This window comes from Kitasatospora sp. NBC_01539, from assembly GCF_045040525.1.
Taxonomy (GTDB): Bacteria; Actinomycetota; Actinomycetes; order Streptomycetales; family Streptomycetaceae; genus Kitasatospora.
This window is the reverse complement of sequence record NZ_CP109390.1, coordinates 1,246,177-1,270,962: the sequence shown is the minus strand read 5'-3', so window position 1 is coordinate 1,270,962 and position 24,786 is coordinate 1,246,177. Positions and strand designations below refer to the sequence as shown.

Here is a 24,786-nt window from a genome sequence, read left to right as displayed (position 1 = left end):
AGGTCGCGAGCCATGTCCTCCCCGCCCGCCCGGAACCGCTGTCCGTACCGTCTGGACGGCAGCGCAGCGGACGTCCACGGCGAAGCCGCGGCGCTGCGCGCGCTGGGGCCCGCCGCCCGGATCGAGCTGCCGGGCGGCGTGCCCGCGTGGTCGGTGACCGACCCGGGGCTCGTCCGGCGGCTGCTGGTCCACCCCCGGGTGTCGAAGGACGCGCACCTGCACTGGCCGGCCTTCCTCGACGGGGACCTTCCCGCCGACTGGCCGCTGCGGATCTGGGTGGACATCCGTACCGTCCAGACCGCCTACGGGCCCGACCACGGCCGGCTGCGGCGTCCTCTGGTGCCCGCGTTCGCCGCTCGCCGCGTTCGGGCCCTCGCCCCGTGGATCGAGGAGACGGTCGACGCGCTGCTGGACGACCTCGCGGGGGCGGCCGCGGCCGCCCCCGACGGGGTCGTGGACCTGCGGGCGCATTTCGCCTCACGGCTGCCGTGGCTGACGGTCACCGCGCTGGTGGGCCTGCCGGAGGCCATGCGCGACGGCTTCCAGGCCGTCAACGACACCGTCTTCGCCACGAACCTGACCGCGGAGCAGGTGGCCGCCAACGCGGCCGAGGCCGCGCAGCTCCTCGGGGACCTGCTCGCACTCAAGACCGGGCACCCCGGGGACGACGTCGCCAGCGCCCTGGTCGCCGCCCACCACGAGGGACTTCTCGACGAGCGGGAGCTGGCCGACAGCATCTGGATGACGCTCGGCGCCGGCTACGGGACCACGGCGGGCCTGCTGGACCACGCCGTGGTCAACCTGCTCACGCACCCGGCCCAGCTGGAGCTGGCCGTGTCGGGCCGGGTCGGCTGGGACCAGGTCGTGGAGGAGACCCTGAGGCACCAGGCGCCGGTGGCCAGCTTCATGATGCGTTTCCCCACCGAGGACCTGTACGACGAGGTGACGGGGCTGACCTTCCCGCAGGGCGACGCCCTCGTCATCAACTACGCCGCGGTCGGCCGTGACCCCGGGGTGCACGGCGCGGACGCCGACCTCTTCGACATCACCCGCGCCACCGCCCGCGAGCACCTGGCGTTCAGCCACGGCCCCACCTACTGCCTGGGCGCCGAACTCGCCCGCGTCGAGGGACGCATCGCGCTGTCCGCGCTCTTCTCCCGGTTCCCCGCCCTCGAACTCGCGGCCGAGCCGGGCTCGCTGGCTCCGCTGCCCTCCCTCATCTTCAACGGGCACCGGGAGATCCCCGTACGGCTCGAAGGAAGTACCGACAGGTGAGCATGAACCACCGGACGTCGCACCGGTTGACCGCGTATCAGCAGGACGTGTGGGCCGCCGGTTCCCGGGCGCCGGAGTCGCCGCAGTTCAACTGCGTCCTCCACGAGCGCCTGCAGGGCGGGGTCGACCACGACAGGCTCGCCGCCTGCGCGGAGCGTGCGCTGCAGCGCCACGAGACGTTCCGGCTGAGGTTCGCGGACAGCTCCGGCGTTCCCGTGCAGCGGGTGGTGCAGGAGCGTGTTCCGGTCACCGTGATCGACCTCTCGCGCGAACCCGATCCGGGTGCCGCCTGCGCCGCGTGGATGCGCCGGTCGCTGGCCGGTGCCCTGCCGCTCACCGGCGGCTCCCCGGTCGAGGCCGTACTCCTCCTGGAGGGCCCGGACGTCACGCACCTCCACGTCAAGGCGCACCACATCGTCGCCGACGGCTGGACCCTCGACCGGCTCGGCCACGAGATCCTCCGGGACTACGCGCAGGCGCCGCACGGCGGTGCGCGCCGGAGCACCCGGGAGGCGACGGCCTCCTACCTCGCCTTCGTCGAGGAGGACGCCGCCTACCGCGCCGGTGCGGACGCTGACCGTGACCGCGCCTTCCACCGGGAGTACCTCCGCGGCGTGACGCCCGCGCTCTTCACGCGTGCGGGGGGTGACGGTCCGCAGGAACGCGGCCGCCACTCGTTCACGGTCGACGGCGCCCTCGTCGGCCGGGTCCGCGCGGCGGGCTTCTGGCCGTTCACCTACCTCGCGGCGATGCTCGGCACGTACCTGGCACGCCTGCACCGCAGCGAGGAGGTGGTGCTCGGCGTCCCCTTCCTCAACCGTACGACCGGGCCCCACCGGGACGTCCTCGGCCAGTTCGCCAACACCCTGCCGCTGCGGGTCGCGGCACCCGGCAGCCGTACCGTCAGGGACCTGCTCACCGGGATCCAGGGCACGACCCGGGCGCTCCGGCGTCATGAGCGGCTCTCGCTCGGCGACGTCCTGCGCGAGGCACCCGCAGCGGCCCGCGGCCCGCGGCAGCTCTTCGACGTGACGCTCTCCTCCGTGAACTGGCCCCGGCGGGAGCAGGTCCCCGGCGTCGTGCGGCGGACGGCCCTGAAGGCCCCCTCCCACGACCAGGACGCGCTGGGCGTCCTGGTGTCGGCCTTCGAGGACACGGAGGACCTCCGCGTCGACCTGGACTACGCCTGCGACGTCTTCGGCGGGGACTTCCCCGTCGCCGCCATGGCCGGTCACCTCACGACGCTCCTGGAACACGGCGTGGAGCGGCTGGACCGGCCACTCGCCGAGGTCCCCATGCTGACGCCGGCCGAGTACCACGACCTCACCGCCGGCCGTGCCCGTGGCCGGCAGGTGCCCCGCGCGGACCGGGCCACCCTGCACGGCCTGTTCGAGGCGCAGGCCGCCCGCCGGCCGGAGCAGGCCGCGGTCGTCGCGGCGTCCGGACGGACGCTGACCTACGCCGAACTCGACGAGCGGGCCAACCGGGTCGCGCGGGCCCTGCGCGCGGACGGCGTGGGCCCGGACGACCGGGTCGCGGTCATGATGGAGCGCGGGCCGCTCCTGCCGGTCGCCCTGCTCGGCATCCTGAAGTCGGGCGGCGCCTACGTACCGGTGGACCCCGGATACCCGGCCGAGCGGGTGGAGTTCCTGCTGCGCGACAGCCGCGCCACGGTGGTGATCGTCGACGACGACGCGCCCGACGGCCTGCCCGGGGACGCGACCGTGCGGCGCGTCGGAGACCTGCTGCACGGCAGCGGAGCCCCCGTCGAGCCGCTCGCCACCGCCGGGGACCTCGCCTACGTCATCTACACCTCAGGCTCGACCGGGCAGCCCAAGGGCGTCATGGTCGAGCACCGCAGCGTCGTCAACCGCCTCGCGTGGATGCAGCGCCGCTACCCGCTCGGGGGCCGGGACGTCCTGCTGCAGAAGACGCCGGTCTCCTTCGACGTCTCGGTGTGGGAGCTGTTCTGGTGGGCCGCCGAGGGCGCGGCCGTGGCCCTGCTGCCGCCCGGCGGGCAGAAGGACCCGCGCGAGGTCGTGCGGGCGATCCGCGAACACCGGGTCACCGCCGTGCACTTCGTCCCCTCGATGCTCGGCCCGTTCCTCGACCTGCTGGAGGAATCGGCCGCCTCACGGGAGGCCGTCCGGACCCTGCGGTACGTCTTCTGCAGCGGTGAGGCCCTGCCCGGAGCCCGGGTCGAGCAGTTCAACCGTCTGTCCGAGCGGTGCCGCCGTGAGGGCGACGCCGGGCAGCCCGTCCGGCTGGTCAACCTGTACGGCCCGACCGAGGCCACGGTCGACGTCTCGTCCTACGACTGCCCCGGCGACCCCGCCCGCAGCATCGCCCGGGTGCCCATCGGCCGGCCGATCGACAACACCGCGCTGTACGTGCTGGGCGCCGACGACCTGCCGCAGCCCGTCGGGATCGCCGGCGAGCTGTGCATCGGCGGCGCCGGAGTGGCCCGCGGGTACCTCGACCGTCCGGAGCTGACCGCCGAACGGTTCGGCCGCGACCCGTTCGTGCCGGGCGGCCGACTCTACCGCAGCGGCGACCTGGCCCGGTGGCTCGCGGACGGCACCCTGGAGTACCTCGGGCGGCTCGACGACCAGGTCAAGATCCGGGGCCACCGCGTCGAGCCCGACGAGGCGGCCGCCGCCCTGCGCGCGGTCCCCGGCGTCCGGGACGCCGTCGTGGTGGGCCGCACCACCGACGCCCGGGGGACCGTCCTGGCCGGCTACTACGTCGCCGACAGCCCGATCGGCACGGCGCTGCTGCGCGAACGGCTCGGGCGTACGCTGCCGGCGTTCATGGTCCCGGCGTCCTTCACCCGGATCCGCGGCATCCCGCTGACCCCCAGCGGCAAGGCCGACCGCAACGCACTGCCACCACCCCGCGACGTCCCGGAGACCACCGGGGACGGGCAGCCGCGCAACCGGGCGGAGGCCGTCCTGGCCGAGGTCTGGGGCCGCGTCCTGGGCCACGAGGCCGTGGGCGTCCACGACGACTACTTCGCCCTCGGCGGCGACTCGATCCTGATGCTCAAGGTACGCGCCGAGGCGGAGACCCGGGGCCTGCGCTTCTCGCTCACCGACCTCCTGCGCAACCCGACGGTGGCCGGCCTCGCCCCGCACACGGAGGACTGCGAGGCGCCCGGGCCCGGGGCCCGCCCGGCCCCCTTCGCCCTCGTGGCCGACGTCGACCGGGCCCGTCTGCGGGACGCCGAGGACGCCTGGCCACTGACCCGGCTCCAGCTCGGCCTGCTGTACCACGGCCGACGGCACGAAGCCTCGGCCAGATACCGGGACGTCTTCCGGTACACCCTCGAAATGCCTTGGGACGAAGCGGAGTTCCGCCGCTCCTTCGACCGGCTGACGGCACGGCACCCGGCGCTGCGCTCGGCCTTCGACCTGGCAGGGGCCGAACCGCTGCAGGTCGTCCACCCCCGGGTGCACGGCGGTCTGGAGATCGCCGACCTGCGTCCGCCCGGCGTCGCCGCGGCCGCGGCCGAGGCCGAAGCCGAAGCCGAGGTGTGCGCGCACGTCGAGGAGCGCCGCCGCCACCGGTACGCCGTCGACCGGGCGCCGCTGTACCTGTTCCGCGCCCACGTGCGGCCCGCCGCGGTCGACCTGGTCCTCAGTTTCCACCACGCGCTCCTCGACGGCGGCAGCGTCGCCACCCTGCTCCAGGAACTGCTCCAGGACTACGCCCACGCCCTCGGCCTCGACCCCGTCCCCGTCGACGGCACGGCGCCGCCCTCCCCGGCGGCCCACGTACGGCTGGAGCAGGCCGCCCTGCGGTCGGAGGACGCCAGGCACTACTGGCGGGAGAAACTGGCCGGCTGCGAACCCCTGCCGGTCGAGGCGTTCCCGCCCCACCTGCCCGGTCCCGGCCGCCGGCCGGCCTCGCGACGGGTCGACCTGCCCGGCGCCCTCGTCGAGCAGGTGCGGCACTTCGCGGCCGGACACGCCCTGCCCGTGAAGTCCGTACTCCTCGCGGCGCACGGCCTGACGCTGGCCGCGCTCGCCGGCACCCGGGACGTCACCACCGGCCTGATCACCCACGGCCGGCCCGAACTGGCCGGGGCGGAACGCAGCACCGGACTGTTCCTGAACACCGTGCCCGTGCGCCTGGACACCGCACGGGACAGCTGGCTGGACGTGGCGCGCGAGTGCTTCCGCCAGGAGCAGGAAGGCCACCCCCACCGCCGCTACCCGCTGAGCGCGATCCAGGAGGACCACGGCGGTCCCGTCCTGGACACCGCCTTCAACTACGTGCACTTCCACCAGCTCGCCCGCGTCCTCGGCCTGGCAGGCCTACGGCTCGCGGACTTCCACAGCTGGGAGGAGAGCGACCTCCGGCTCCTGGTGAACGCGGTCACCGAACCCGACGGCAGCGGCATGTGGCTGCGGATCGACTGCGACGGCACGACGTTCGCCGCCGAACAGGGCGACCTCTTCGCGGCAGGCTATCTCAGCATCCTCCAGCGCATGGTGGAACAGCCCTGCGAAGAACCGGACTTCACCTTCCTCGCCGCCCCGCAGGAGCCGGCCTCCCACACCGAACACCCCACCGTCGTGGCACGCTTCGCGGAGCAGGCCACGCGCACCCCGGACGCGACCGCCCTGGTGGCGGGCGACGAGCGGTGGACCTACGCCCGGCTGGCCCGGGCCGCCGAGAACGTGGCCGGACAACTGTGCGCCCTCGGCGCCCCGGCGGACGCCCGGATCGCGATCGCGATGGACCGCTCCCCGCTGGCCGTCGCCGTGCTCCTGGGCGTCCTGCGGGCCGGATGCGCGGTCGTCCCGCTGGACGTCGGCTACCCGGCCCCCCGGCTGGCCGCGATGCTGGAACAGGCCCGGCCCTTCCGCGTCGTGGCCGAGTCCGCGCACGCCCACCTCGCCGGTGAACCCGCACTCCTGCTACCCGCCGAATCGTTGACGGCACCGGCACCGGCACCGGCACCGGCACCGGCACCGGCCTGCCGGACCACGGGCCCGACGGACGCCGGGAGCACCGCGTACGTCCTGTTCACCTCCGGCTCCACCGGGACGCCCAAGGGCGTCGCCGTGCCGCACCGCGCCCTGGCCGGCCTGGTGGCCTGGCAGACCGGGGCACCGAGCGCGGTCGCGGGCGGCGTGACCCTGCAGTACGCGCCGCTGAGCTTCGACGTCTCCTTCCAGGAGATCTTCTCCACGCTGTGCTCCGGCGGCACGCTGTGCCTGGCCGGCGACGCCGAGCGGCGCGACATGCCCGCACTGCTGCGCCTCCTCGACCGCGAGCGCGTCGAGCGGGTCTTCCTCCCCCCGGTGGCCCTCCAGCAACTGGCCGAAGCCGCAGGCACCCTGGGCATCACCCCGGGTGCCCTGCGGGTGCTGGTCACCAGCGGGGAACAGCTGCGCGTCACCCCGGAGATCCGCGCGCTCTGCGCCGAACTGCCGGGCGTCGTCCTGGAGAACCAGTACGGCCCGACCGAGACGCACGTGGTCACCGCGTTCACCATGACCGGGAGGCCGGACGCCTTCCCCGCGCTGCCGCCGATCGGCCGCGCCATCGACGGGGCCGAGGTGCACGTCCTGGACGAGCGGCTGCGTCCGGTCCCGACCGGGGTGCGCGGCGGGATCTACCTGGGCGGCACCTGCCTCGCCGACGGGTACGAGGGCCGCCCGGACCTGACCAAGGAGCGGTTCCTCCCGCACCCCTTCGCGGACGGGGACCACCGGCTGTACCACACCGGCGACCTCGGTCTGGTGCTCCCCGGCGGCGACGTCGTCCACCTCGGACGCGAGGACGCGCAGGTCAAGGTGCGGGGCTTCCGCGTGGAGCCGGCCGAGGTGGAACTGGCCGTCACCGGCCTGGCGGAACGCTACCCGGCCCTGCGCGACGCCGCGGTCGTGGCCCGGCGGCACGCGGACGGCGAGACCTTCCTCGCCGCCTTCCTCCTCGGCGAGGGCACGGACGAGGACCTGGCCGGCATCCGCGAGCGGTTGCGTGCCACGCTGCCCGACCACCTCGTCCCCCCGCACCTGCAGTGGGTAGCCCGGCTGCCGCTGACCCCCAGCGGCAAGCGTGACGACGCCGCACTGCGCCGCGCCCCGCTGACCGCCCCCCGCCGCACCCCCGGCACCGGGCCGCGCGACGCGTACGAGCAGGTGCTGACCGAGATGCTGGCGGACGTGCTGTCCCTCGACGCGGTGGGGGTGCACGACAGTCTCTTCGACCTCGGCGGCACCTCCCTGACCGTGATGCGGCTGGTGGTCAGGATCGAACACCGCTACCGGGTGCACATCCCCCTGGCGGAGTTCGTCGCGACGCCCACCCCCGCCGGACTCGCGGCACGGCTGCGCGACGGCGGGGCGAGACCCGCGCACGACCCCCTGGTGCCGATCCGCCCGCACGGCACCCGCCCGCCGCTGTTCATGGTCCACCCGATGGGCGGCAACGTGCTGTGCTACGTCGGGCTCGCCCGGCACCTCCCGGACGGCCAGCCGCTGCACGCGCTCCAGGCCGCCGGAGCCGACCCGGGCACCACCCCGCTGCGCAGCGTGGAGGAACTCGCCGACAGCTACCTCACCGCGCTGCGGGCGGTGCAGCCGCACGGCCCGTACGCCGTCGGCGGATGGTCCTTCGGCGGATTCGTCGCCTTCGAGATCGCCCGCCGCCTGCGGGCGGCGGGCGAGCGGGCGACCCTGCTGGTGCTCGACACCATGGCCCTGGACCGGGGACCGCGCGCCGCACAGGAGGACGACGCCCTGCTGGAGTGGTTCTTCCACGAGCTCCTCCGGCCGGGGGCAGGCGGCGCGTCGCCCGCACGGACCATCCCCGGCGCGCTCGGCTCGCCGGACGAGAAGTTCGCCTTCGTGGCCCGCACCGCGATCGAGCACGGCGTCCTGCCCGCCGGCAGCTCCCGCTCCGCCGTCCGCCGCCTGTTCGACGTCTACCGGGCGAACTGGCACGCGACGCTGGCCTACCGGCCCCCGCGCGAGGACCAGGACCTCACGCTGATCCGCGCCGCGGAGCCGCTGCCCGCCGTCCTGTCCGCCCTGCACCGCGCCGCCGGAACCCGAGGCCAGGACCCCTGCAACGGCTGGAGCGCCATGACCGGCGGCCGGATCGACGTCATCGGCGTCCCCGGCGACCACCTGACCATCATGGAGGAGCCGTACGTGGCACACGTGGCCGGCACCGTCGCCGGGCTGATCGGGACCGACCCCGCCCGCACCGGCCGGGAGGGCTGACACCATGACCACCGGACGACGCGTGAAGGCCCTGGTCATCGGTGCCGGTATCGGCGGCCTGAGCTGCGCGGTCACGCTGAGGCGCGTCGGCGTCGACGTCGAGGTGTACGAACGCGCCACCGAGCTGCGCACCACCGGATCAGGTCTGTCGGTCATGAGCAACGCCGTCACCGCCCTGGCCACCCTCGGCGTCGACCTCGCCCTGGACAAGCGCGGCCAGGCCGTGGAGTCGTTCGAGATCCTGGACCGGCGCGGCCGCCGGATCAGGGACCTGCCCTTCGCGGACGCCTGCGCCCGGGCCGGCGCGCCCAGCTTCTGCCTGAGCCGCGCGGACCTCCAGGAGGCCCTGCTGGCGGAGACCGGGGACTGCCCGATCCACCTGGGCGCGACCGCCGTCGGCTTCGAGGCCGCCGACGGCGGCGTCACCGTCCGCTTCACGGACGGCCGTTCGGCGAGCGGCGACGTCCTGATCGGTGCCGACGGCCTCAACTCGGCCGTACGGCGCCACCTTGCCGGGCCCGAGGCATCCCGGGACAGCGGCTACCTCGTCCGGCTCGGCATCGTCCCCTTCCGGCACCCGCGCCTCACCACGGGCGGCGTGCGCCACTACTGGGGCAGCGGGCAGCGATTCGGCCTCGTCGACATCGGCCACGGCCGCTGCTACTGGTGGGCGACCACGAGCACGCCCGTCGGCACGCCCGCCGACGCGCCCGTCCCGGACCGCGTCAAGGACACCCTCACGCACGCCTACGCGGACTGGGCCGACGAGGTACGGGCGGTGATCCGGGCCACGCCGCAGGAGGACATCCTCACCGTGCCCTCCAGGGACCGGGCCTTCCTGGAGCGGTGGGGCGACGGCCCCGTCACCCTCCTCGGCGATGCCGCCCACCCCATGCTGACCGCGCTCGCCCAGGGCGCCGCCATGGCCGTCGAGGACGCCGTCGTGCTGGCACACGCGCTCGCCGGGCCCGCGGCGGCCGACGGCCCGGTGCCGGCCCTGCGCGCCTACGAGGACCGCCGCCGCGACCGCGCCAGGGCCGTGGTGGCCGGGTCCCGCGCACTGAGCGACCTGGAGCAGGCGGCCCGCCCCGGCCTGCGGCTGTACAGGGACGGCTACTTCCGCCTGGCGCCCCGTCGCGTCTTCGTCCGGCGGATGGCGCAGGCCCTCACCTTCCCGGACGGCCGGGCCGCGGAACCGGACAGCGTCCGGCGCGAGCTCAGTCCCCTGGAGCGTCTCTACTGGATCGCCGACCGGACCTCACCCCTCAACGTGATCGCCCGGGCCCGCGTGCACGGCCACCTGCCCCCGTCGCTGCACCGTCGTGCCCTGGACGCCCTCCAGGTCCGGCACCCCCTGCTGCGCGTCGCGATCACCGGTGACGGCACCGGAGCCCACCCCGCCTTCACACCCCTGGACGTGCGGCCGATCCCGCTCCGGCACGTCGACGTGCCGCCGGACGACCCCGCGGCCGACACCCGGTGGGAGCGCGAGGTCGACGACCGCGAACTGGCGGAGGGCATCGACTGGCGCACCGGGCCGCTGCTGCGTGCGGTGGTGATCACCTCGGGAGGGACGGACGGCGAGGGCCGGCGGACCGTCCACGACCTCCTTCTGACGGCGTCGCACACCATCGCCGACGGCAAGACCTGCCTGTCCCTGCTCCGGGAGTGGATCGAACTCGCCGAGCACGCGGGCACCGGCACGGCGCGACCGGCCACCTCGCTGCCGGCCCGGCCCGCGACCGAGGACCTGCTCCCGCGCCGCCACCGGGGCGCGGCAGGCGTCGCGGGGCTCAGGGCCATGATGGAGCGGGAGCGGCAGGCCGCCCGGCACAGCCCCGCACAGCGGGTCGTCCCCAGCCGGCAGGCCGCGTCCGGGCAGCGGCGCACCCGGATGGTCCACAGGCTCCTCGCCGCCGACCAGCTGGACCAGCTGGTGCGGGCGGCCAGGCGCCACGGCACCACCGTCCACGGAGCCCTGGCCGCCGCGATGGTGACGGCGGTCGCCCGGGAAGCGGGAACCCCGGGCAGCGCACACTTCTCGATCGGCTCGCCGGTGGACTTCCGCGGTGATCTCGAACCCGCCGTCGCCCCCGACGAGGTCGGTACCTACGTGGCCACCGTTCCCTCCCGCGTCCGCTACGAGCCCGGCCTGCCGCTGTGGCCCATGGCCCGTGAGATCAGCCGCGACCTGGTGCGTCGCCGCGGGCGCCAGGACCACCTGGCCATGCTCAGCCTGCCGCGTCTGGCAGGGCCGAAGTCACCCGCGGACAGCGAGTCGTTCGTGCGGTTCATGGACGAGGAGGGGCCGATCAACCTGTGCCTGTCCAACGTCGGCCGCTACGGGTTCCCCGACCGGGTGGGCTCGTGGCGAGTCCGCGACGCCCAGTTCGTCACGGGCATCTCGGTCATGGGCGCCCTCGTGGCGGCGGCCACCACCAGCCACGGCCGACTCGCCTGGAACTTCAGCTACGTCGAGGACCTCGTCCCGGAGCCGCGCGCTCGGCACATCGCCGACGACTCCGTACGCACCGTCCTGTCCGCGCTCTCCGAGTGACCAGCCGACCCCGTCGCACACCACCGCACGGCGCGAGGTGATGCCGTGTCCGGCCCACCGGCGAGAACGGCCCGCGCCACCTCATGGCCGCGGAACGCCGGACGGGGCCCCGGCCCTCTCCTGCATCAGCCGTGCGAGGTCGGCGAGCGTGGCCGCGCCCGCCAGTTCGTCCTGGTCGATCGTCAGTCCGGAGTCCTCCTCCAGCACGATGGACAGTTCCACCGCGAACAGCGAGTCCAGACCGAGTGCCGCCGGTGTGGCCTCGGGGGAGACCAGCCCGGGCCGTACCTGGAACTTGTCGGTCAGGAGGTCGACCAGGATGTCGTACACGTCGTCTCTCCGGGTGGGTCGGTGCGAGCGGGCGAGGGGTGGCCGCACGAGGACGGTGGCGCCCGGCCGGACCGCCGCCGGGAGCCGTCAGCAGGAGGCGGTGTCCGGGCCCGGGGCCGTCCGCGTGACCGGCCTGGTCGGGCAGGACGGGGATCGGCTCGGCTGCGGATCCGCCGGGGCACCGCGTGCCGCCAAGCGCCCCGGATCCGCCGCCGTGCACGGTGATCAGGCCGCGGCCGTCACCGTCACCGTCCTGGATGCATGGTCAGTCGTACCACGCCCGACGGTCCGACGGGCCGAGCGACTCGCAGCCCCGGGCGCCCTCCCGGCGGCCTGCACGAGCGGTGGAATGCCGTTCCCGGAGGCGGTCCGGCAGCCGTCCGGCGTGGCGTGGCGTGGCGGCCCGGTCCGAGCGGACGAGTCCTGCCCCGGAGGTCCGGGCCGCGTTCGGGACGTTGCCCGACGACCGGTACCGGGCCGGCACGGGGGCCACGGACGGCCTGCCCCGTCCGCGTCCTCCGCGGTTCCACCACGACCGCGGCTGGAGCACCCGCCCGCCGTGTCGCGGCCCGCCTTCTCAGGCGGCAGGCCGTGCGAAGCCGGTGGTGAGGTACTGCACGAAGGTCTCGTTGCCGAGTGCCCGGGGCGAGCGTTGCCGCCGGATGAGGCTGATGGCCGCGTCGGGGTCGTGGCCCAGCTCGACGAGGGTCTGTGCGGCGACCAGTCCGGAGCGGTTGTAGCCGGAGCGGCAGCGCACGAGTACGGTGCGGCCGTCTCGCAGGGCGTGTGCCGCCGTGCGGGCCGACTCCTGGACGGCGTCGATCTGGTCGGCGGTGAGCGGTCCGTCCGGGAGCTCGGTGATCAGGTGCCGGACCGCCGGGTGCGGACCGTGGCCCGCGCGGGTCAACAGGCTGATGACCAGGTCGAACTCGTCAGTTGCGACAGCCGGCCGCTCTTCGCCGGTCGGGTCGGTCCAGAAGTGCCCGCCCATCCAGAGCCCTGGTCGGATCTCGCTCCAGGGCTCGATGGGCTCGGGGATGTCGCGGTCTTTCCGGCGGGCCTTCACTTTGATCCTTTTCCTGAGGAACGACGGCGTGGTCGAGCGCTGACGTGATCTTCTGCGCCTCGGGCACCTCGTGCCCGCGTCACGAGCCGTGGGACACGGCAGGTGGGAGCACCGGGGGCGTAGGCGACCCCGTACGAGTCCGCGCACGGGCGTGAGGGGTCAGGCGCCGGTGGTGAGGGCTCGGGTGAAGCGGGTGATCCGGTCGAGTGCGTCGCGGAGCTGGGCGGTGGGGACGGTGTAGGAGATGCGCACGTGGTGCGGGGCGGCGAAGTCGGCGCCGGGGACGACGGCGACGTTGGCCTGGGTGAGGAGGAGTTCGGCGAAGTCGGCGGCGCTGGTGATGGTGCGTCCGGCGCTCTGGCTGCCGTAGGTGCCGGTGACGTCGGCGAGGAGGAAGAAGGCCCCGTCGGGGTCGCCGTCGACGCGGATGCCGGGAGCGTTCCCGAGGGCCTGGACGGTGATGCGGCGGCGCCGGTCGAGTTCGCTGCGGCGCTGCTCCAGTTCGTGGCGCAGATCGGCGGTGAGGGCACCGAGCGCGGCGTGCTGGGAGATGGAGGACGGCGCCGAGGAGGTGTGGCTCTGCAGGGCCGTGACGGCGTCGGCGACGGGAGCGGGGGCGGCTGCCCAGCCGATGCGCCATCCGGTCATGGCGTAGGTCTTCGAGACGCCGCCGATGGTGACGGTGCGTTCGGCGATCTCGGGTGAGAGGGCTGCGACGGAGGTGAAGGAGGCCCGGCCGAACACCCAGTGGTCGCAGATCTCGTCGCTGACGATGGTGAGGTCGTGGTCCACGGCGACCTGGGCGAGGGCGGCGAGTTCGTCGCGGCTGTAGACGACGCCGGAGGGGTTGGCCGGGCTGTTGAGGAGCAGGACGCGGCTGCGGTCGGTGACGGCGGCGCGTACGGCGCCCGGCGTGACCTTGAGGCCCGGGCCGGGCTGGACGGGGACGGCGCGGGCACCGGTGAGCGCGATGAGGTGGGGGTAGCTGACCCAGTAGGGGGCGGGCAGCAGGACCTCGTCGCCGGGCTCCAGCAGGACGGTGAAGGTGTGGTGGAGGGCCTGCTTGGCACCGGCGGTGATGACGAGTTCGCTGCTGCGGTAGGCGGTGCCGTGCCGGTTGAGGTGGTCGGCGGCGGCCTGGCGAAGCTCGGGGATGCCGGCGGCGGGGGTGTAGGTGGTGCGGCCCTCGGAGATGGCGGTGCGGGCGGCGCGGGCGGCTTCCGGGACGGTGGGGAAGGCGGGCTCGCCGCTGGTGAGGTTGACGACGTCCGCACCGGAGGCGATCAGGGCTTTCGCGCGGGCGTCGAGTGCGGCCGTCGCGGAGGGCGGTATGGCGGCGGCGCGGGCGGCGAGGCGGGGTGCGGTGCGGGCGGGCATGCTCACGGGATCCTTCGGGAAGGGTGGCCGGTCGGGGTGCGGAACGGTCGTCAGATGCGGGTGACGCGCAGGCTCATCCTGGCTTCCTGGCTGCGCCGGTGGGCCACCGCGCGGGCGGCGGCGTCGGTGACCTCGCTGCAGCCGTCGCAGAACCGGATCCCGGCCTGCCGGGTGTTTCTGCGGGTGAGGGAGATCCGGCGCAGGGAGTGACGGATGGACATGCGAACCTCTTTCATAGATGCCTGTCGATGGGTCAAGTCTGGCAGAACTCATAGATGAGTGTCAATGGATTGGAGGGGTGCGGGCCCCGGCGCCATGCGTGGTGGACGCGTGCGGCCCGGATCCGCCACATTGGACACATGATCGGACAGCCTCTTCCCGTCTCCTCTGCCGACTCCTGCTGCGCCGTGCCGATGACACCGGCTCAGGCGGACGACCTGGCCGCAGTGTTCAAGGCGCTCTCCGACCCGGTACGGCTGAGGATCGCCAGCATCGTGGCCTGCTGCCCGGCCGGCGAGGTCAACATGGGAGAGATCGCCGCGGCCTTCTCCGTGACCGGGCCGACGGTCAGCCACCACCTGAAGAAGCTCCGCGAGGCCGGGGTGCTGGCGAGCGAGCGCCGCGCGAACGAGGTCTACTACTACGTCCGGCCCGAGAGGCTGGGCGCGGTCGTCGGCCAGCTCACCGCCATGGGACTCGCCCGCTCCACGGACTCCCGCATCGCTTCGCAGGCCGACTGAGGTACGGCCCTGCGCGGCAGCGCCCCGGTCACCCGGCCCCGGGGACTCGTGGGGCCTGCTCCCGGCTCCGGCGCCGTCCGGTCCGGCTCCGGCCCCCCACGGGCGCCTGCTGCTGCCCTCGACCCGGCGCCGGGCGTCGAGGACGCCCGCGGGCCCTGCCTCGGTGCCCCGGACGGCTACGGGAGGAATCCGCGCCGGGTGCCGACGGGGGCGCGGTCCGCAACGCGGTACGGCCCGCCCCCTGGAGCCGGGGGCGGGCCGTTGCCGTCGGTGCGTCGTTGCTCAGGTGTGCTCGGTGCCGCCTTGTGTCAGAGCCAGAGGGGGGCGAGGTAGCCGAGGGCGACGGCGCCGGTGAACAGGATGCCGACGACGAGGCCGACGACACGGATGCGGGCGATGAGGAGCATGCCGCTGATGGCGCCGATGCTGGTGCCGGCTCCGGTGACCAGGAAGGCCAGGGCGGGGCCGGGGCCCATGCCGCCGTGCATCAGGGTGGCGACCAGGGGCAGGGAGCCGTCCGAGTTGAGGTAGACGGGGATGCCGATGAGCGCGGCGAGCGGCACGGCGAGGAGGGAGTCGCCGCCGAGGTAGTCGGTGAGGAAGCGGGTGGGCAGGGCCTCGATGAGCAGGTAGCCCAGGGAGGCGAAGCCGAGGAAGTACAGGGCGATGCGCCGGGCGGTCGTCTTGAGCTCGGCGCCGAACTCGGCGAGCTTCCAGCGCTCGACGATGCCGGGCTCGGCCGGCGCCGCGACGGGGGCGGGTGCGGTGGGGCGGTTGAGCAGCGCGGTGCGGGCCAGGCCGCCACCGCCGGTGCCCACGCTCACGGGGACGCCGCCGCCGGGGGCCTCGTCCTCGCTCGTGCCGCAGCAGCCCCCGGCCTCGGGCTCGCTCTTGGCGGCGGGCTCGGCGGGTCCGCAGCACGATGCCTCGGCGCCGGCCATGCGGGCCTGGCCCTTGAGCCACCCGGTCCTCTCGATCGCCCAGGTCAGGGCGCCGGCGAAGACGCCGAGCACCATGGCGGCGACGAAGAACGTGGTCGCGAAGTCGAAGCCGAACAGGCCGGTCGAGTAGACGTACTCCTCCGGGCTCGTCAGGGGCGAGGACACCATGAAGGTCACGACCGGTGCCCACGGGACGCTGGAGGCGAGCGCGCCCAGGACGACGGCGGTGGTCCCGCAGGAGCAGAACGGGGTGAACGTGGCCAGGGCGATCGCGCCCAGCACCGCGACCCAGGTCTTGCGGCGCAGCCAGGAGGACAGGCGCTCGGTGCCGACGTAGACGGGGATGGCGGAGGCCAGCAGGATGCTGATCAGCAGGAACGGCCAGTTGTCCTGGAGGGAGTGCAGGACGTCCATGCCGGTGCGGCCGAGGACGTCGAGGACGGTGTGAAGCACGATGAGCTCCAACTCATTGACGGCTGTCGATGGGTCATAGTCTGGCGGAACATATCGATGTACGTCAATGAGTCCGGTGGGAACAATTCATAGACCGTCGTCGTTACGTGACGCATGCCCACCCTCGTGTCCGAGCTCTGCTGCTCACCTGTCCTGTCCGGTCCCCTCACGCCGGAGGCCGCGGACGACCTCGCCGCCGCCCTGAAGGTGGTCGCTGATCCCGCGCGCCTGCGCCTGCTCGGACTGATCCGCTCCCAGACCGACGGAGAGGCCTGCACCTGCGACCTCACCGAGCCCCTGGGCCTGACGCAGCCGACCGTCTCGCACCACCTGAAGGTCCTCTTCGAGGCCGGTTTCCTGGAGCGCGAGCGCCGCGGGCGGCAGACCTACTACCGCATCGCCCCCAACAGCCTCAGCGTGCTGTGCCAGGCCCTGGACCCCTCGCCCCGCGGCTGACACCCGCCCCGCGGACCCGGGACCCCGCACCTCCTGCCGCGTCCCCTCACGAGGGCCGGTGGCCCGCGGACAACCCGCAGGCCACCGGCCCTCGTTCGCATATCGGCAACACCTCGGTGCGCTTTCAGGCATGTGCCTGCCGGACGCGGTTCATGCCAGGCGTCATCCCTTCCCCGGCCCGTCGGCCTTCGCCAGACTCATGCACACCGGGAGGGCGACAAGCCCCCGGGACACCGGAGCCGGCCCGCCGAGCAGCCGGTCACCACACACCCGTCACCGCTCTTGGGGAGATCCATGTCCGTCGCGCGTACCCCGGTCCGCCTCGCCGCCGTCGTCCTTGCCGCCGGCCTCGGCATCGCCGCGCTCGACACTGCCGCCCACACCACCCTCGCCGGCAACGGCGCGGGCTGGGACGTCGTGCCCACCGTGCTCGCCGGAAACGGCGCAGGCTGGGACAGCACGCCCACCACCGTCCTCGCCGGCAACGGCGCGGGCTGGGACGTGGCCCCCCTGGACGCCCCCTCCACCAACGGCGCCGGCTGGGACTGATCCCCACGCCGCAGCCCACCCGCCGCACCCCGCCCGTCGCATCCCACAGCCGTTCACCAGCCGTTCACCGGCGCCCGCCCTGCGAGGAGACCACGATGAGCACCACCACCGACTGCTGCACCACCGAGGAGGCCCCCGCCCTCCTGACGATCGACCAGCCCGAGGCCACCGGCTGCTGCGGCCCGGCCGCCGAACCCGAGTCCGCCGTCCAGGAGGCCCCTTCGGGCTGCTGCGGCTCCGCCGCCGAGCCCGAGCCGGTCGCGGTGGAGGCCCCGTCCGGCTGCTGCAGACCGGCGGCCGGGCCGGAGCCGGTCGCGGTGGAGGCCCTGTCGGGCTGCTGCGGCCCGGCGGCCGGGCCGGAGCCGGAGGCATCGGGCTGCTGCGGCCCCGCGCAGGAGGAGGACCCGGCGCAGGTGCGCACGGGACTGAGCCTCGCGGACGCGCTCACCGCCCTCGGGGGCGAGGTGCCACTGGCCACCGACCCCGCCCCCTACCTGCGGGACGCCTGGCTGAAGGCGACCGAGGACAGCCTCGACGGCGCCCGGGCCTGGCACACCGTCGCCGACCGCGGCGAGCAGGAGACCGCGTTCCTGCCCGGCTTCCTCTTCACCGCCCCGCCCGTCGTGGACGCCGACCCGCGAACCTACCTCGGCTGGCAGCCCGCCTCCGGCGCCGTCGCCTGCTGCTCCGCCACCTCCTGCTGCGACACCACCAACGACACCGTGGAGAAGCTCGGCGAGGACGCGTTCTTCCCCGCCCTGCTGCTCGGCTCCCCGCTGGGCTACCGCAGCGAGGCCTCCGCCTCGGTCGAGGATCCGCTGCTGGTCGCCGACCTCGTCGACCGCATCGTGCCCGAGGCCCTCGGCTCCGGTGTGCGCACCATCGTCGCCCCGTGGCTGCACGACAGCGAGCACAGCGAAGTCCTCGCGCTCGCCCTCCAGGCCTACGGCGGCCACATCGCCTTCCACGGCGAGAACAACCACCTCGACCTCCAGCACGACACCTACGACGCCTACCTGGCGTCCCTGCCGGCCCGCAAGCGCCGCCGCATCAAGGAGGACCGCGACCGCGCCGCCGCTTCGGGCACCCGCATCGAGCGCCTGGACCGCGAGGAGATCCGCCCGTTCGCCGGCCGCATCGCCGAGCTGATCAACCAGAACCGGCAGAAGTACGGCGGCGGCGAGGACGAGGCCCACATCGCCGCCCTGCTCGGCGCCCTGCTCGACGGCGGCTCCGACGTCCGCGCCTACCTCGCCCACAAGGACGAGCAGGTCGCCGCCGTGTCGGTGACCGTCCGCCAGGGCAAGCGCCTGTTCGTGAAGTGGGCCGGCTTCGACTACGACCTGCTCGGCGAGCGCAGCGGCATCTACTTCGAGATCGTGCTCGACCGTCCGCTGCGCGACGCCTACGCCGAGGGCGTCACCGCCATCGAGGCCGGACCCGGTGCGGACGAGGCCAAGCGCCTGCGCGGCTTCCGCCCCCGCCGCATCCGCTCCGTCGTCCTGGCCGCCGACGAAACGCTGCGCCCGAAGGTCGCCGAACTGCACGAAGCCTTCGGCGAGGCCCGCCGCCAGGCCCTCGGCGCACAGGCGGAGGAGACCGCCGGCGTCGTCGGCCGGCTGCGCGCCCGGCTCCTGGGCAACACCGCCTACGAGCCGATCCAGCCCCTGCAGCCCGAGGGCGGCTGCTGCGGCTGAGCCCGCTCCACCACGGCCGCTGCCCGGCTCCGGTGTGCACCGCGCACCGGAGCCGGGCAGCGGCATGCCCCGGCCTCGCCGCGCAGTCGCTCATCCCGACCCGCCGCGGCCGAAAGCGTCGTCGGCCACCGGCGCGAGGTGCCTCCGCCCGGCGCTGCGCCGGCACGCCTGCACCGCGGTCGGCCGGATCGCCGCCTCCCGGCCGGATGTCCTCCGGCCGCCGGGTGTCCAGGGCGACCGTCGGCCTCCGTTGCCGGCGGTGTGCGGTTCAGTCGGTCCAGCCGGCTCTGGCGGCGAGGATGCCGGCTTCGAAGCGGCTGCGGGCGCCGAGGCGGGCCATCATGTCGGACATCATGCGGCGGGCGGTGCGCAGGCCGATGCCGAGTTTCTTCGCGGCGATCTCGTCGGTGGCTCCCTGGGCGAGCTGGCGCAGCAGTTCGCGTTCCTGGGCGGTCAGTCCGGCCTGGTCGCGGTCGGGGGTGCTGGCGATGGGTGCCGCCCTGGCCCACACCTCCTCGAACAGCGCGACCAGGGCGGTCATGACGCCGGGGCCGGTCAGCTGCACCGCGCCTTTCCTGGTGTTCTCCGGGTCGACGGGCAGCAGGGCGACCTCGCGGTCGAAGAGGACCATGCGCAGCGGGAGGGCCGGTGCGGTGCGGACCTCGCCGCCGCTGGCGTGCAGCCAGCGGGCGTAGTCGACGGTCGTGTTGTCGTTGCGGACGCTGTCGAGGTAGACGGTCAGCACGGACACTCCCCGGCCCATGAGGCAGGAGTCCAGGGGCCTGCTGGCGTCGAGGCTGGCCGCGCTCTGGGCGCCGCCGGGCATGAGGGAGAGGCACTCGCTCTTACTGCGGTGGGCGAGCTCCTCCAGCCGTAGCTGGATCGCCTCGATGCCCTGGAGGTACTCCACGCCGTGCCGTTCGCCGGTGCGCAGCTCGGAGTACTCGTCGAGGAGTTTGCTGATGGCGGCCTGGTTTTCGGCGAACTCCTGCTGCTGGCGCAGGAGCTGGGCCTGCTGGCGCTGCAGGAGGAGCTGGAAGCCGAGGTCCGGGCTGACGGGTCTGAGTCCGCCGGGTGCCTGTGCGGAGCGGCGCAGGAGGTTGAGCTCGGCCAGGCGGTCGAGTGCGCAGCGGACGTCGTCCTCGGAGCGGTGCAGGTGGCGGGCGATCTCGCCCACGCCCCAGTCCTGCTGCGTGAGCATGAGGCGGTATACGGATTCCGCTCCTGCGTCCAGCCCCAGACCTGCCAGCATCATGAGCCCCCTCATGCCGAGTCTCGCATTGTGAGACAATCTGACGTTGCATTAGTGAGGGCCGATCTTTACAGGTCATTGACCCCGGCCTCAAGGTGTGTTCTCGCGCGGGGTGGCCGGGTGCGGGCCTCGGCAGCCGCGCCTGTGCGTCCGCGGGGTGACGGCAGGCAGGTGCCTGCCGGACGCGGTTCGTGCCAGCCGGAAGGCCTTCCCGCCGCGCAGCGGCATCAGCAGACTGGTTCTCACCAGGGCGGAGCGGAGCCCGGAAAGCATCCGGAGAAAACCATTCCGCTCAAGCGCCGGGAATCCCTTGCCGGGCCCGCATTCGAAAGAGACGGGGGACAGCTGTGCCCACTGCGCGAAAAGCGCTCGACCGCGGCGGCGAAAGCGCCCCGCGGGGCGGATTCGCCCCGGGGTCGCGGAGGCGCTAGAGCCCGACGGGCCACCGCGCAGGGGCTGCCGCGCCCCGCCGCGGGGTCCGGGTGTGCCCCCCGGTTGGTCCATACCAGGACGTACCGCACGAAGGGGAAGTCGATGCACGTGTCCACCGCCACCCTCGTCGCAGACTGGCGAGCCGCCTCCACCCACGTGGCACCGGCTCTCGTCACCGACATTCTCTGGGCGGCGGCAAGACCCGGGGACGGCCTCGAACACGTCCATGCCCTGACCATGCCAGGGCGCATGGAACTCACCTTCTTCCACTGTGCGCCGAGCCTGGAGAAGGCGCTCGGATCCGCCGGCCGCTTATGCCGCCGCGCCCTGGATTCCAGCCCCGCCCTCAGCCATTGGCGCATCGCCGGCGACACCCCGGCCACCGACTTCGCCAGCACACCGCACCAGCCATCGAAGTGACACAGATCACACGCCAGAGGAAGGCAGCACCATGGGCACCGACCCGCGCCTGAAGGACGAGCAGCTCACCGTCGAGACCCTCGACGCCATCGACCACGACGTGAAGGTCCTCGGCTCCAAGAGCTACACCAACCGGCAGATCGCCATCGCCGCCCTCTCCGGCAAGGAGGGCGTCATCGACGGCGCCCTGCTGTCCGACGACACCGTCTACTTCACCCGCGCCGTCGAGTCCTTCGGCCACGTCAGCGCCGCCATCGACCACGACGCGAACCGCATCACCATCACCCCCACCGGCGCCCCGATGCGCGCCCCCGAGCAGGACGTCTTCGTCGGCGGCGCCGGCACCCCGCTGCGCTTCCTCATCTCCATGGCAGGCCTGGCCGAGGGCACCACCACCATCACCGGCAACGCCCGCATGCAGGAGCGCCCCTTCGGCGACCTGCTGGCCGCGCTGCCGCCGCTGGGCGTCGAGGCGGTCGCGGTACGCGGCAACGGCTCCCCGCCGATCCGCGTCACCGGCGGCACCTTCCGCGGCGGCAGGACCCGCATCTCGGGCGCCGTCTCCAGCCAGTACACCTCCAGCCTGCTCATCAGCTCCGTGCTGGCCGAGCAGGACACCGAGATCGAGATCATCGACGAGCTCGTCTCCAAGCCCTACGTCGAGATGACGCTCGCCACCCTCGCCGAGCACGGCGTCACCGTCGAGCGCGACGGCTACCGCTGGTTCAAGGTGGCGGCCGGGCAGTCCTTCAAGGGCGGCCACGCGATCGTCGAGCCGGACGCCTCGGGCCTGTCCTACTTCATCGCCGCCGCCGCCATCCTCGGCGGCCGGGTCACCGTCCCCGGCATCGGCTCCACCTCCCACCAGGGCGACGTCGGCCTGGTCGAGGTCCTGCGCCGCATGGGCGCCCACACCGAGGTCACCGAGAACTCCATCACCCTCAAGGGCGGCCGGCTGCACGGCATCGAGGTCGACATGGACGCCATGCCCGACGTCGTGCCCTCCCTGGCCGCGGTCGCCGCGTTCGCCGAGGGCAGGACCCACATCACCAACATCGCCTCCCTGCGCGTCAAGGAGTGCGACCGCATCGCGGCCGTCACCACCGAACTGCGCAAGATGGGCATCACCGTCGAGGAGTTCGACGACGCGATGACCATCCACGGCGGCACCCCCAGGGCCGCGGTCATCGACACCTACGACGACCACCGCATCGCCATGACCTTCGCCGTCATGGGCCTGCGCACCCCGGGCGTGGTCATCAACGAGCCCGGCTGCGTCGCCAAGTCCTTCCCGACCTTCTGGCAGACCCTCGACTCCCTGCGGGCCGGCCGGTGAGCGCCGCGAGCCCGGGCATCCTGCTCGTCCTGGACGGCTGGGGCCACGCCGAGGCGGGCGAGGGCAACGCCCTGACCCTGGCCCGCACCCCGGTCCTGGACGGTCTGGCCGCCAAGTACCCCGCCACCCTGGTGGAAGCCTCCGGCACCGCGGTGGGCCTGCTGCCCGGCACCGTCGGCAACTCCGAGATCGGCCACATGGTCATCGGCGCCGGCCGGCCGCTGGACTACGACAGCGTCCTCGTCCAGCGCCGGATCGACGGCGGCGAACTCGCCCTCAACCCGCTGCTGACCGCCGCCCTCGACCAGGTCGCCGCCGACGGCGCCGCCCTGCACCTGATCGGCCTGGTCTCCGACGGGCAGATCCACGCCAGCGTCGACCACCTGCGCACCCTGCTGGCCACCGCCGCCGAGCGGGGCGTGACCACCGTGTGGGTCCACGCCATCACCGACGGCCGCGACGTCGCCGACCGCACCGCCGGCCACTACCTGGAGCGCGTCGAGGGGTTCTTCGCCGACACCGGGGTGGGCCGGCTGGCCACCGTCAGCGGCCGCGGCTACGGCCTGGACAAGAGCGGCGACCTGGAACTGACCGCCAAGGTCACCATGGCCATCGCGGACGGCAGCGGCCCCACGGCCCGTGACAGCGGGCAGATCCTGGCCGGCGCCACCGACGGCGACGTGTGGATCACCCCCACCGTCCTGACCGACGAAGCCGGCACCGCGCCGGCCACCATCGGCGACAGGGACGCGGTGCTGTTCACCAACTTCCGCAGCGACCGCATCCAGCAGCTCGCCGACGACCTGGTCGCCCACCTCGCCGACACCCACGTCACCGTGCTGAGCCTCACCCAGTACGACACCCGCGCCGCCATCCCCGCCCTCGTCGGCCGCGCCGACGCCTCCGGCGGCCTCGCCGACGAACTCGAGAAGCACGGCCTGCGCTCGGTGCGCATCGCCGAAGCGGAGAAGTTCGAGCACGTCACCTACTACGTCAACGGCCGCGACGACCGGAAGCGCGACGTCGAGGAACACGTGAGGATCACCTCCGGGCAGGTGCCCGACTACACCGCCCGCCCCGAGATGAACCTGGCCGCCGTCACCGCCGCCGTCGCCGAAGCGGCCGCCCGCCCCGAGATCGACCTCGTCGTCGCGAACCTCGCGAACATCGACGTCGTCGGCCACACCGGCAACCTGCCGGCGACCGTCAAGGCCGCCGAGCACACCGACCGGCAGGTCGGGCGGATCCTGCGGGCCGCCGCCGCCACCGGCCGCTGGGTCCTGCTGGTCGGCGACCACGGCAACGCCGAACGCATGACCAAGCCCGGGCCCGACGGCACCCCCCTGCCCTACGGAGGCCACACCACCAACCCCGTCCCCGCCGTCATCGTGCCCGCCCCCGGCCAGCTCCTCCCCGAGCGCCCGGTCGACGGCGGCACCCTCGCCGACATCGCACCCACCGTCCTTCACCTGCTGGGCCGCGACCGCGGCCCCGCCATGACCGGCCGGAGCCTGCTGTGACCACGACCCTGCCCACCGCCCTCGACACCGCCCCCGAGCCCGCCCCCCCGGCGGACGCGGAGGCGACCACACCCGGCGGCCCGGCGTTCGCCGCCGCCTTCCGCGACGGCGCCACCGTCACCCCCCTGGACCTCGGCCCCCACCTGAAGGGCGAGATCCGCTCCTGCACCGACGCGACCGTCCACGTGCTGACGGTCCGCAACCCCACCGCACAGGTGCGGGAGTTCCTCCCCGAGGACCTGCTGCCCGAAGGCACGGGCCCGCTGCTCTTCCTCGGCGGCCGCAGCACCAGCGGCGAGCGCGAGGGACGCATCACCGCCCGCCTGGAACCCGACAGCTTCGTCCAGCTCGGACGCCTCACCGACCCCCGGCCCGGCTGCCCCGCCGATTCCCCGCAGGAGACCTCGTGACCCTCACGGCCGGCCCCGGCCCGCGCCTCGCGCTGGTCGGCGACCACGGCAAGGCCCCCGCCCACCCCCGCCTGGACGCCATCCGCGCCGAACTGGGCGTGGACAGCGAGTGGGTGCCCACCGACACCATCACCGGACCCGAGTCGCTGGCCGGCTTCGACGGCATCTGGGTCGTACCCGGCAGCCCGTACGAGAACAAGGACGGCGTACTGGCGGCGATCCGCCTCGCCCGCGAGACCGGCATCCCCTACCTGGGCACCTGCGGCGGCTTCCAGCACGCCCTGATCGAGTACGCCCGCACCGTCGTGGGACTGGAGGACGCCGACGACGTCCAGTACGACCCCGACGCCGCCACGCCGCTCATCGTGCCGCTGTCCTGCTGCCTGGCCGGCGAGCAGGCGCCGCTGCTGCTCACCGCGGACAGCCGCCTCGCAGCCGTGTACGACGGGGCCGGGCAGACCACCGAGACCTACCACTGCAAGTACGGCCTGAACACCGCCTTCATCGAGCAGCTCACCGACGCGGGCGTGCTGTTCAGCGGCTGGGACACCGAGGGCGCCCCGCGCGCCGCCGAGGTCCCCGGCCACCCGTTCTTCGTCGGCACCCTCTTCCAGCCAGAGCTGGTCTCGAGCCCCGGAAACATCCACCCGCTGATCCAGGCGTTCACGGCCGCGGTGAGCGCCAACGCGGCCGTCACCACCTGACCCTCCAGCCGGCCCCGGGCGGGCCACGTCTTG

At 73.9% G+C, this 24,786-nt stretch carries 18 protein-coding genes; 12 read left to right on the top strand and 6 right to left on the bottom strand.

Features of this window, described 5'->3' with window-relative positions; genetic code table 11:
* The first annotated feature begins 12 nt into the window (after nucleotides 1-12).
* Genes OG335_RS05440 through OG335_RS05430 form a run of 3 tightly spaced genes read left to right on the top strand, consistent with a single transcriptional unit; the run spans nucleotide 13 to nucleotide 11,070 of the window.
* Complete coding sequence (locus OG335_RS05440; RefSeq protein ID WP_405009846.1) at nucleotides 13-1,275, top strand: cytochrome P450; 1,263 nt, start codon at nucleotides 13-15, stop codon at nucleotides 1,273-1,275.
* Nucleotides 1,276-1,277: 2 nt separating this feature from the next.
* Complete coding sequence (locus tag OG335_RS05435; protein ID WP_405015316.1) at nucleotides 1,278-8,513, top strand: amino acid adenylation domain-containing protein; 7,236 nt, start codon at nucleotides 1,278-1,280, stop codon at nucleotides 8,511-8,513.
* Between the two features lie 4 nt (nucleotides 8,514-8,517).
* The gene (locus tag OG335_RS05430) at nucleotides 8,518-11,070 is read left to right on the top strand and encodes an FAD-dependent monooxygenase (RefSeq protein WP_405009845.1); all 2,553 of its coding nucleotides are present in this window, start codon (nucleotides 8,518-8,520) and stop codon (nucleotides 11,068-11,070) included.
* A gap of 81 nt (nucleotides 11,071-11,151) precedes the next feature.
* On the opposite strand, the gene OG335_RS05425 is transcribed toward OG335_RS05430, so the two are convergent.
* The 4 genes from OG335_RS05425 to OG335_RS05410 all read right to left on the bottom strand — a co-directional run bounded on the left by OG335_RS05425 (nucleotide 11,152) and on the right by OG335_RS05410 (nucleotide 14,064).
* Complete coding sequence (locus OG335_RS05425) at nucleotides 11,152-11,400, bottom strand: acyl carrier protein (RefSeq protein WP_405009844.1); 249 nt, start codon at nucleotides 11,398-11,400, stop codon at nucleotides 11,152-11,154.
* A gap of 577 nt (nucleotides 11,401-11,977) precedes the next feature.
* A complete protein-coding gene (locus OG335_RS05420) occupies nucleotides 11,978-12,466 on the bottom strand; it encodes a protein phosphatase (protein WP_405009843.1) in 489 nt (162 codons plus the stop codon).
* A 159-nt stretch (nucleotides 12,467-12,625) separates the two neighbouring features.
* On the bottom strand, nucleotides 12,626-13,843 hold the full coding sequence (locus OG335_RS05415) for a pyridoxal phosphate-dependent aminotransferase (RefSeq protein ID WP_405009842.1): 1,218 nt from the start codon (nucleotides 13,841-13,843) through the stop codon (nucleotides 12,626-12,628).
* A 50-nt stretch (nucleotides 13,844-13,893) separates the two neighbouring features.
* A complete protein-coding gene (locus OG335_RS05410; RefSeq protein ID WP_405009841.1) occupies nucleotides 13,894-14,064 on the bottom strand; it encodes a hypothetical protein in 171 nt (56 codons plus the stop codon).
* A 138-nt stretch (nucleotides 14,065-14,202) separates the two neighbouring features.
* Here OG335_RS05410 and OG335_RS05405 point away from each other — a divergent pair, with 138 nt between their 5' ends.
* Complete coding sequence (locus tag OG335_RS05405; RefSeq protein ID WP_405009840.1) at nucleotides 14,203-14,583, top strand: ArsR/SmtB family transcription factor; 381 nt, start codon at nucleotides 14,203-14,205, stop codon at nucleotides 14,581-14,583.
* A gap of 308 nt (nucleotides 14,584-14,891) precedes the next feature.
* Here the strand turns inward: OG335_RS05405 and OG335_RS05400 are convergent, their stop codons facing one another.
* Entirely contained in the window at nucleotides 14,892-15,977 is a 1,086-nt protein-coding gene (locus OG335_RS05400; protein ID WP_405009839.1) for a permease, read from the bottom strand.
* A 114-nt stretch (nucleotides 15,978-16,091) separates the two neighbouring features.
* Here OG335_RS05400 and OG335_RS05395 point away from each other — a divergent pair, with 114 nt between their 5' ends.
* The 3 genes from OG335_RS05395 to OG335_RS05385 all read left to right on the top strand — a co-directional run bounded on the left by OG335_RS05395 (nucleotide 16,092) and on the right by OG335_RS05385 (nucleotide 18,679).
* Nucleotides 16,092-16,433, top strand: coding sequence for a metalloregulator ArsR/SmtB family transcription factor (locus tag OG335_RS05395; protein ID WP_405009838.1), 342 nt, complete (start codon nucleotides 16,092-16,094; stop codon nucleotides 16,431-16,433).
* A 294-nt stretch (nucleotides 16,434-16,727) separates the two neighbouring features.
* The gene (locus OG335_RS05390; RefSeq protein WP_405009837.1) at nucleotides 16,728-16,982 is read left to right on the top strand and encodes a hypothetical protein; all 255 of its coding nucleotides are present in this window, start codon (nucleotides 16,728-16,730) and stop codon (nucleotides 16,980-16,982) included.
* A 95-nt stretch (nucleotides 16,983-17,077) separates the two neighbouring features.
* Nucleotides 17,078-18,679, top strand: a complete 1,602-nt coding sequence (locus OG335_RS05385; RefSeq protein ID WP_405009836.1) for a GNAT family N-acetyltransferase — start codon at nucleotides 17,078-17,080, stop codon at nucleotides 18,677-18,679.
* A gap of 268 nt (nucleotides 18,680-18,947) precedes the next feature.
* On the opposite strand, the gene OG335_RS05380 is transcribed toward OG335_RS05385, so the two are convergent.
* Nucleotides 18,948-19,880: a LuxR C-terminal-related transcriptional regulator gene (locus tag OG335_RS05380; RefSeq protein ID WP_405009835.1), complete on the bottom strand. Its 933-nt coding sequence runs from the start codon at nucleotides 19,878-19,880 to the stop codon at nucleotides 18,948-18,950.
* 591 nt (nucleotides 19,881-20,471) lie between these two features.
* Between OG335_RS05380 and OG335_RS05375 the strand changes: the two genes are divergently transcribed.
* Genes OG335_RS05375 through OG335_RS05355 form a run of 5 tightly spaced genes read left to right on the top strand, consistent with a single transcriptional unit; the run spans nucleotide 20,472 to nucleotide 24,753 of the window.
* A complete protein-coding gene (locus OG335_RS05375) occupies nucleotides 20,472-20,783 on the top strand; it encodes a hypothetical protein (protein WP_405009834.1) in 312 nt (103 codons plus the stop codon).
* A 31-nt stretch (nucleotides 20,784-20,814) separates the two neighbouring features.
* A complete protein-coding gene (gene aroA, locus OG335_RS05370) occupies nucleotides 20,815-22,119 on the top strand; it encodes a 3-phosphoshikimate 1-carboxyvinyltransferase (RefSeq protein WP_405009833.1) in 1,305 nt (434 codons plus the stop codon).
* Nucleotides 22,116-23,639: a 2,3-bisphosphoglycerate-independent phosphoglycerate mutase gene (gene gpmI / locus OG335_RS05365; protein ID WP_405009832.1), complete on the top strand. Its 1,524-nt coding sequence runs from the start codon at nucleotides 22,116-22,118 to the stop codon at nucleotides 23,637-23,639. The genes aroA and gpmI overlap by 4 nt, the downstream gene beginning before the upstream one ends.
* Nucleotides 23,636-24,049, top strand: coding sequence for a hypothetical protein (locus OG335_RS05360; RefSeq protein WP_405009831.1), 414 nt, complete (start codon nucleotides 23,636-23,638; stop codon nucleotides 24,047-24,049). Before gpmI ends, OG335_RS05360 begins: the two co-directional genes overlap by 4 nt.
* Nucleotides 24,046-24,753 carry a glutamine amidotransferase-related protein gene (locus OG335_RS05355; protein WP_405009830.1) on the top strand — a complete coding sequence of 236 codons (708 nt, stop codon included), beginning with the start codon at nucleotides 24,046-24,048 and terminating at the stop codon, nucleotides 24,751-24,753. Before OG335_RS05360 ends, OG335_RS05355 begins: the two co-directional genes overlap by 4 nt.
* Nucleotides 24,754-24,786: the final 33 nt, after the last annotated feature.